Annotated in this window: 7 protein-coding genes; all 7 read right to left on the bottom strand. The window is 62.1% G+C overall.

Features of this window, described 5'->3' with window-relative positions:
- Window positions 1-295: 295 nt before the first annotated feature.
- Window positions 296-895 (bottom strand): ANTAR domain-containing response regulator, encoded by a 600-nt coding sequence (locus WEB61_RS09735; RefSeq protein ID WP_368064144.1) that lies wholly within the window; start codon window positions 893-895, stop codon window positions 296-298.
- Between the two features lie 99 nt (window positions 896-994).
- A complete protein-coding gene (mobA, locus tag WEB61_RS09730) occupies window positions 995-1,642 on the bottom strand; it encodes a molybdenum cofactor guanylyltransferase MobA (RefSeq protein ID WP_368064143.1) in 648 nt (215 codons plus the stop codon).
- An 80-nt stretch (window positions 1,643-1,722) separates the two neighbouring features.
- Entirely contained in the window at window positions 1,723-2,931 is a 1,209-nt protein-coding gene (locus WEB61_RS09725; protein ID WP_368064142.1) for a hypothetical protein, read from the bottom strand.
- A 99-nt stretch (window positions 2,932-3,030) separates the two neighbouring features.
- Window positions 3,031-3,891, bottom strand: a complete 861-nt coding sequence (locus tag WEB61_RS09720) for an outer membrane lipoprotein-sorting protein (protein ID WP_368064141.1) — start codon at window positions 3,889-3,891, stop codon at window positions 3,031-3,033.
- 79 nt (window positions 3,892-3,970) lie between these two features.
- Window positions 3,971-6,310 (bottom strand): RND family transporter, encoded by a 2,340-nt coding sequence (locus WEB61_RS09715; protein ID WP_368064140.1) that lies wholly within the window; start codon window positions 6,308-6,310, stop codon window positions 3,971-3,973.
- Window positions 6,311-6,337: 27 nt separating this feature from the next.
- Entirely contained in the window at window positions 6,338-6,988 is a 651-nt protein-coding gene (locus WEB61_RS09710; protein WP_368064139.1) for a TetR/AcrR family transcriptional regulator, read from the bottom strand.
- A 149-nt stretch (window positions 6,989-7,137) separates the two neighbouring features.
- Window positions 7,138-7,875: SDR family NAD(P)-dependent oxidoreductase (locus WEB61_RS09705; protein WP_368064138.1), on the bottom strand; the 738-nt coding region annotated here is incomplete at its 5' end.

Genomic DNA, 7,875 nt, shown 5'->3' with positions numbered 1-7,875 from the left:
ATCCGATGCCGGCCCTTTCGCAAGGGCGGGAGGCCAAAAATGAAAAACGCCCGCGCAGCGATTGCTCGCTGCAGCGGACGCCATTGTCCGAATGCGGGGTCGCCATTGACCCTGATTTGTCCGGACGAGGTCGTCATTGACCTTGTCCGGTCGACGGCGCCGCAGCACCGTCTTCTATGTCATCAGACTGATACGGGATTTGTTCCAGCGCAATAAGTTTTTGATTTCATTAGGTAATTTTATGCCGCATTGCACAAGAAATAATCCGGTTGCCGCCAAGTGCGGCGGCTTTCGCCTAACCTTTGAGCAATCGCGAGACCGAAATGAGGCTGTCGGCGATCTCGAGAATCGGCTTTCCCTCCTGCATGGCCGAGTCGCGGAGCAGCTTGTAGGCCTCCTGTTCGGAGAGCTTGCGCTGATCCATCAGGATGCCCTTCGCGCGCTCGATGATCTTGCGGCCGGCGAGGTCCGACTTCGCCTTTTCGAGCTCCCCGCGCATCTTCTGGAAGACCTTGAAGCGCAGGATCGCGACGTCGAGCACCGGCTTGACGCGCTTCTCGCTGAGACCGTCGACGATATAGGCGCTGACGCCGGCGCGCAGGGCTTCCTCGGCCTGGGAAGGGCCGCTTTCCTCAACAAACATCACGATCGGGCGCGGCGAGGCGGCCGAGACGTCGCGCATGCTTTCCAGCGTGTCGCGGTCGGGACTGTCGCAATCGACGACGATGACGTCGGGCTCGTGGCGGCGGACTTGCGCGGCAAGGTCGGTCAGCAGGCCGACGCGCAGCACCTGCACCTCGCCGAAGGCGGCAAGACCCTGCTCGACCACCGCCGCGCGGTCGTCGTTGGAGTCGATAATCATGATTTTCAGGGGCTTTCCAGCGTCCAACGCCATCGACCTTCCGCCGGTTCAGGCCGCGCCGGGACGGCATTTTTCACGCCCTCCGGCAGATATCGGCCGGGATATCCGCAGCAAGTTCCGGACCAGACCGATTTACCGTAAGTCGTGCGGGTGAGGCCCGCCGGCCTGCATGATTTGTTCGGCCCGGAGAAGGTCGTCCGCCGTGTTGATATTGAAGAAGGCGTCCGCCGGTGCCGAAAGCCGGCATGTCGCCGCGCCAAGCGCGTCAAGCGTATGATAGAGGCTGCGAAACGCGCCTTCCTCGATGCCGCGGCGCAGGGGCTCCCGGCAATCGAGCGGCCAAAGGCTGCAGAGCGGCTGAAGACGCCGGCCGTCATGCGCGACGACGGGCGTTGGCGGCGCCGCCGTCCGGGCGGCGGCAAGCTGTGCCACGATGTCGCCGGGCAGAAAAGGCGTATCGCCGGGAAAGGTCGCGAGCCAATGGGCCGCGCCCTCCGCCGCCAGCCAGTCAAGCCCGGCAAGGACGCCGCCGAGCGGACCCTGTCCGCTGTCATAAAGATCGTCGAGCAGCGGATGGGCCGGACCGAACATCGCGTTGGCGGCAGCGCGGTCGCCCGGCCGCAGATTGAGCGCCAGGCGGTCGACCTGCGGCGCAACCCGTGCGACCACATGCTCGATCAACGAGCGGCCGCCAAGCGAGGACAGCGGTTTTGAGGCGCCGCCCATGCGCCGCGCCTCGCCGGCGGCGACGACAACGCCAAAAATGACAGTGGTCTGCACGATCGTTTCCCGCATGGACAAATCCGAACGGGCGCATTGTTGCGATTGCCGATGCAAACGGCAATGCCCGATGACAGGCTTCAGAAGTGCCGGGCGATACGCAATTGCACGAAGCTGTCGTCGCTAACCGAGAAGAGCGGATCCTGCCGCGGCACATTCTCGAAGAAACGCGCTTCCAGGCTTACAAACAGATCGGCGCCGAACCGGCGCTCCGCCTCGAGGGAAAGGCCAAGCGCCTGCGTGTCGACGTCAATGGTCGTGCCGGCCAGTACCGCCGTGGAGGCGACGTCGTTCGGCGTCCAGCGCAGCGCCACAAACACGTCGTTCGCAAAGGGGTTCTGATTGTTCCCGCCCCTGTCGTCCCACGCATATTCGGCAACGACGCCGACATCGGAAGGGCTGTCGAAAATACCGTAGAACGTATACTCGACGCCGCCGGTGGCCTGCACATGTCCTTCGCCGAGTTGATCCTGCAGGAAACCTTCGAACTTGTAGAGCCAGGCGCCGGACGTCGCCTGAACATCCGTGCTCACGCGCTTTGTCTGTGCGTAGAAGGGGATGAGAACCAGCTGCCCGCCGGTATTGAGCCCCGGCAGGAGAAGCGGATTGCGGTTCGTGCCCTGAAAATAGCTGACGCCGACGTCCCAGATATCGAACGTGTTGCTGTAGCGCAGCGCAAAGTCGACATGGTGCTGCTTTGCGCCGCTTTCATATCGTGTTTGTGTCTCATCGACGGGGATGTCGAATGCCGGCCTGCCTGAAAGACTTGGAAAGGTGCGCTCGCGAAAATAGGGAAGGAGATATCCCGTGAACGTACCGACATCCCAGACGGAAGAAACCATGACCATGGGTTGGCCGAGCTTCTCCTCGCCATCGATGCTTTCCACAAGATCCGTCTGGTTGATAATGTCGACGAGATGGACGGCTTCCGTCACGCCCCAGAAGACCTTGTCGAGGCCGATGCGGAACTCCCAATTGTCGATCACACGCGCATACTTCGCCTCGCGCATGTCGACATGGCTGCGATTTCCGTCACGCAGGTCCCAGCGCGCAAAGGGCTTCACCACGACCCATTGATTCGAATTGTCCCAGAAACTTTCGAACGTAACCTCGGCGGCAACAGATGTATTCCATCTGCGTTGCTCCGCGCCGCTTGCGCTTTGCGTAAAGAGTTGCAACTCAGGCTCTACATAGCCCGTGATCTCGATGTCACGCGCCTCCGCGGCGCCGGCTGCGAGTGCCGCAGCCAGCACCAGTACCGCTCCTTTGTTGAAAGTTCCGAAACTCATGTCATCCCCCAAACACGACCGGTCCATGTCCCACCGGGCCGGCCGGCCTTGCGCTCACCGCCCGATGCGTGCTGGCACGCGGGTTGACGGCTGCGACGATCAACGTGCGCGCTGCAATGCGCTGGTGCTGAAATCGTTCTGGCTCAAGCCTGTCCCGAAACTGTAGTCCAGCCATGTCAGACGCGTTGATTTGCCCGTCACATGATTCTGCATGAAGAGGTCATGCGCCCGCCAGAACTTGCCTTCGTACAGCTTGTAATCCGTGAGGGCGAGAGTCTTGAGGAGCTGATTTTTTCGATCGTAATATTCGAGCTTGCGCGGCTGATAGTCGACAGTGTCGGTCCATGCAATCTGACGCGTATAGCCGGAATGCTCATACAACGGATAGCGTTCGGTGACGTGGCAGGTACGATCCGCCACCGGTTCCGGGCACGGCTCGTCGCGCAGCCATTTGTAGCTGTATTTGCCGACTTCCGTGGACGAGAAGTCCTCGAAGGCAAACTCGCTGCCCATGAACGGACCGGACTTGTTGACGGAAGAAATGCGTTTCACGCGCTTGACTGCCGGCAAATACATCCACTGATCGTCGGGATCGAGGATTTTTGCATAGGTGAGAAGCGCTGTGCCGTCGACATCGCGCGGCTTGTCGAAAACGTTGAGCGTCCAGTCGCCTTCGTCCGGATTGGGGTTTTCGAGCGTCAGGGAACGCAGCTCGCGCTCGCTCGTTTCTCCATAGGCGTTCTCAAGGATCATCTTCATGGATGCTCTGGTATCGCCGAAGCCCTGGTTGCGCCGATCCGTTTCCTCGGCGATCGCCTGGCCTTTGGCTTCCGGATCGTCGGGCAGCGTCGGCGCATCCGCCGCCATGGCCGTGCCGATGATGGCCGGTATGGCAAGCATCAACGCGGCGCCCGTCAGGGCCTGTCTGAGCCGGCCGCAAGAGAAAAACTGAGTACGCATGGATATCCTCCTCGTTTCCGTTCCCTCGCGGGCGGAGACATGTCGATTGTGTTCGGCGGCGATCATGGATCGGCTTTCCTCATTCCGCCGGTGCCGACGCGGCGGCGTCCGGAAGTTTGCTCGGCTTCTTCCCGCGGTCGAGGGCAATCAGCAGCGACGGCAGCAGCAGGAAGTCGATAATCAGGGCCACGGCGACGGTCAGCGCAACCATGATGCCCAGCATGGCGTTCACCTTGAACGGAGACAAGGCCAGAATGGCAAAGCCGATGACGAGAACGAAGGTCGACACCCACAAGGCCGTGCCGACGGTCGCGAAGGCATACCGCACGCTGTCCTCCGGCGATTTGCCATGTTCGACCCGCGCCCGGCGGTACTTTGAGAGGAAATGCACCGTCGCGTCGACAATGAGGCCGAGCGCCGTTGCGATAACGAACGTCGCCCAGAAACCCACTTCGGGCGTGAAGAGAGCCAGGATGCCGAAGGCGACGATCGGCGGTGTCAGGTTCGGAACCAGGCTGATGAGTCCGAGCTTGAGATTTCTCAAGGCGAGCATCAGGCAGCCGGAGATGAGCAGCAGGGCGACGGCCGTGCCGGTCGTCATGGCGTTGAAATTGTTGCGCCCGATAAAGGCGAACATCACCGCCTGCCCGGCCGGGTAGGAATACATGTGTTCCGGCGCATTTGTCTTGAGCCATGTGTCGGCACGATTGATCAGCGACTGCATTTCCGTCGTCGATATGTCGGTCAGCGTCAGGGTCAGCTTTGTCGCGGACTTGTCGACATTGATCTGATCGTTGAGATCGAGCCCGTAGGGCAACGACATTTCGTAGAGCAGAAGGAACTGCGCCGCCATATCGCGATCGTCCGGCACCCGGTAGTAACTCTCGTTGTCGCCATGCATGCTCTTGTTGATGCGTTTCATGACGTCCGAGAAAGTGGAGACGTGCACGACTTCCGGTTGCGTGCGGAACCAGTTTGCAAACTCCTCGACCTTGGCGATGTATTCCGGGTTGGAGACGCCGCCCGTTTCGCCCGCGGAGAGCGAGTAGCTGATCTGGTAAATGCCGGTCAGATGGTCTGCCGCCCAGTCCGAAGCGACGCGGAACTCCATCCTGTCGTCGAAATAGGTGACGAAACGATCATTGAAGGAAAAGCGAGGCAGCAGCGTTGCAAAGCCGACAATCAGTACCGTCATCGCAACGAGCAGGACGCGGCGACGGGCGATGACAGCTTCGGCAAAACGCTCCATGAACTCGCTTTGCCGGATAAGCGTTCCCTTCGCTTTCATGGGCAGAATGGCGGCAAGCGCCGGCAGCAGCGTCACCGACAGCGCCCAGGCGATCACCGCGCCGACGGCGGCGGTGTTGCCGAGATCGCGGAAGGGCGGCGCGTCGGAAAAGTTCAGGCTGGCAAAGCCGATCGCCGTCGTGACGCTGGTCAGGAAGACCGGGCCCCAGTTGACGCGCAGGCTTTCGACAATCGCGTCGTGCTTGGCGCGTCCTCTTCGCATCTCCACCAGCATCGTGACCAGTATGTGGATCGAATCGGCGACGGCGATGGTCAGGATGATGGTCGGCGCACCCGAAGAGGGAGGGGTGAGTTTCACGCCGAACCAACCCATCACCAGCCCCATGGCGGCAGCCGCCGAGAGCGTCACCACCAGGATGGTGGCGATGGTTCCCGGGATCGACCGGGTGAGGAAATAGACGGTGAGCGCCAGCACCAGATACATGGCGGGCGTCAGTGTCGCCAGATCCCGCTGGGCGGCTTCCGAGAAGGAGCTGGACAGAGCGACGGAACCTGTCAGCTCGAAGCGGATGTCGGGATGTTTCTCCCGCATGTCTTTCAGGAGCTCGCGGGCATATGCCATGACGCTGGACGTGGCGACCTGATCGTCGCGCGGCATTTTCAGCGTCGCGACGATCGCCGTGGTGGTCTCGTCGTCCGAGATGAGACGGTCGGCGATGATGGGGTCGTTGAGCGCGATATCGCCCACCGCACTGGCGCCGTCCGCGGTGAGGCTTTGCGGATCCTCCACCAGATCCCGAACGGTCAGGTCGTCGTTTTCCGCGCGCGTGTGCTGGAAGTTGGTGAGGCTGTCGACGCGGGTCGAGAAGGGCGTCTGCCAGGCCCGTTCCGTGATCTCCTTGACGATGGCAAGCCGCTCCGGCGTCGTGATCTTGCCTTCATGCGGGCGGAGCACCCATAGCAGCGTGTCGGGGCTGGTATAGGTTCGCTCCAGCCGTTCGAACGCCTGCAGGTTCGGATTCTGATCGGTGAAGAAGTACCGATAGTCGTTTGAAAACTGGATAAAGCGTCCGCCGCTCGCCAGAAACAGAACCCCGGCAATGGAGAGGAGGACGATAAGCCAACGCAGTTTCACAACCGCTCTGCCGTAGCTCACAACCCAATCGTTCATGATGCCTCACTTGCCCCGCCGGCCCGGTTACGGCCGCAGGCTTTCCAGATAATCGAAAAATGCCGTTGCCGCCGCACGCCCCACTTCGAGGTCCTGCGTCGCCTTGATCATGCTTGCAACACCCTGATGGCCGGCGACGATCAGCGTCGCCACGCACAGGGGGTCGATGTCGGGCCGCACCATGCCCGTCTTCCGACCCCGCGCCAGCGCGTCCGCCACAGCGCCGCGCAGGCTTGCGAAGAGGGCCGCAAAAAGTTCCTGGAAGCCGGCGTCGATGCCGGCCATTTCCTGAGTCAGGTTCTGAAAGGGGCAGCCGCGACGCGGATCGATCCCGATCTCGCCATTGGCATGGCGCTCGATGATCGCGCGGATCTCCGATAGCGGGTCGGCTGTGTCGCGCAGGGGCTCGATCCAGACACCTCTTATGTATCCGGCCATGAATTCTTCGGCCGCCGCGAGGCCCAGCGCATGCTTGTCGGGGAAGTGGTGATAGAGCGAGCCCTTGGTGCAGCCCGCCTTCTTGATGATCTCGCTGAGGCTTGCCGAGCGGAACCCCTGTTCATATATCTCGCCGAAGGCCGCCTCGAGCAGCGCCTGGCGGGTCTTGTCGCCGCGCACATGCCGGCCGTCGGTCCCGGCGGGGGCCTCCGGTGCATCGTCACATGCGGTGTTTTCCATCATCCTGAAACAAACCAACTGGTTGGTATGGTTGTTCAGCATAGCTTGACGGGCAACGGCGTCAAGGGGCGGCATTGCGCTGCATGGAAGAAAGGGCCCGCCGGCCGGGCGCCGCGGACCCTTTGCGGCCTCCGCAGCGCTCCGCCGGTTCAGCGTTTTCCGGCGAAAGGATGCGTGCTCGAAAGGCCGCCATCGACGGCGATCGCCTGCCCGTTGACATAGGAGGCATCGTCGCTGGCGAGAAAGAGCGCCGCATGGGCGATTTCCGGCGGCAGGCCGTAGCGCTTCATCGGATTGAGTTGGCCGATCTTGTCGTCGGTGCCGCGCGCCCGCGCGCCGTCGAAGATCGGCTTCGTCATGCCGGTCTCGATCAGGCCGGGGCAAATCGCGTTGACGCGCACGCCGGTGCCGTAGAATTCGTTGGCGACGGTCTGCACAAGGCTGATGACGCCGGCCTTGCTGGCGCTGTAGGCGGTGGCGCCGGCATTGGCGCGCAAGCCCGCGACCGACGCCGTGCAGACGATCGATCCCTTGCCCTGTTTGAGCATATGAGGGCTCGCATATTTGATCGCGAGAAACGGGCCGATGAGATTGACGGCGAGAATCTGCTGCCAGTAGGGAACGGTCTGCTCCTGCAACGGCACAAGACCGCCGCTGATGCCCGCATTGGCATACAACACGTCGACGCCGCCATATTGCGCCACGCAATGCTCGACAAAACCTTTGACGGCGTTCTCGTCGCTGACATCGGCCGCAACGGATGAAACCGTGCCGCCATCCTTGCGGATCATCTCCGCCGTTTCGTCGACCGCGGCCTCCACGAGATCAACGGCGACGACCTGTGCACCCTCCGCCGCAAAGAGACGGGGGGGGGGGGGGGGGGGGGG

The sequence above is a fragment of the Parvibaculum sp. genome, from assembly GCF_040882025.1.
Lineage (GTDB): Bacteria > Pseudomonadota > Alphaproteobacteria > Parvibaculales > Parvibaculaceae > Parvibaculum.
This window is presented reverse-complemented; position numbering and strand designations above follow the sequence as displayed.

Excerpts from the sequence above, each read along its gene's own strand:
- WEB61_RS09725 (WP_368064142.1), bottom strand. The coding sequence starts at position 2,931 with ATGAGTTTCGGAACTTTCAACAAAGGAGCGGTACTGGTGCTGGCTGCG.
- WEB61_RS09715 (WP_368064140.1), bottom strand. The coding sequence starts at position 6,310 with ATGAACGATTGGGTTGTGAGCTACGGCAGAGCGGTTGTGAAACTGCGT.
- WEB61_RS09720 (WP_368064141.1), bottom strand. The coding sequence starts at position 3,891 with ATGCGTACTCAGTTTTTCTCTTGCGGCCGGCTCAGACAGGCCCTGACG.
- WEB61_RS09735 (WP_368064144.1), bottom strand. The coding sequence starts at position 895 with ATGGCGTTGGACGCTGGAAAGCCCCTGAAAATCATGATTATCGACTCC.
- WEB61_RS09710 (WP_368064139.1), bottom strand. The coding sequence starts at position 6,988 with ATGGAAAACACCGCATGTGACGATGCACCGGAGGCCCCCGCCGGGACC.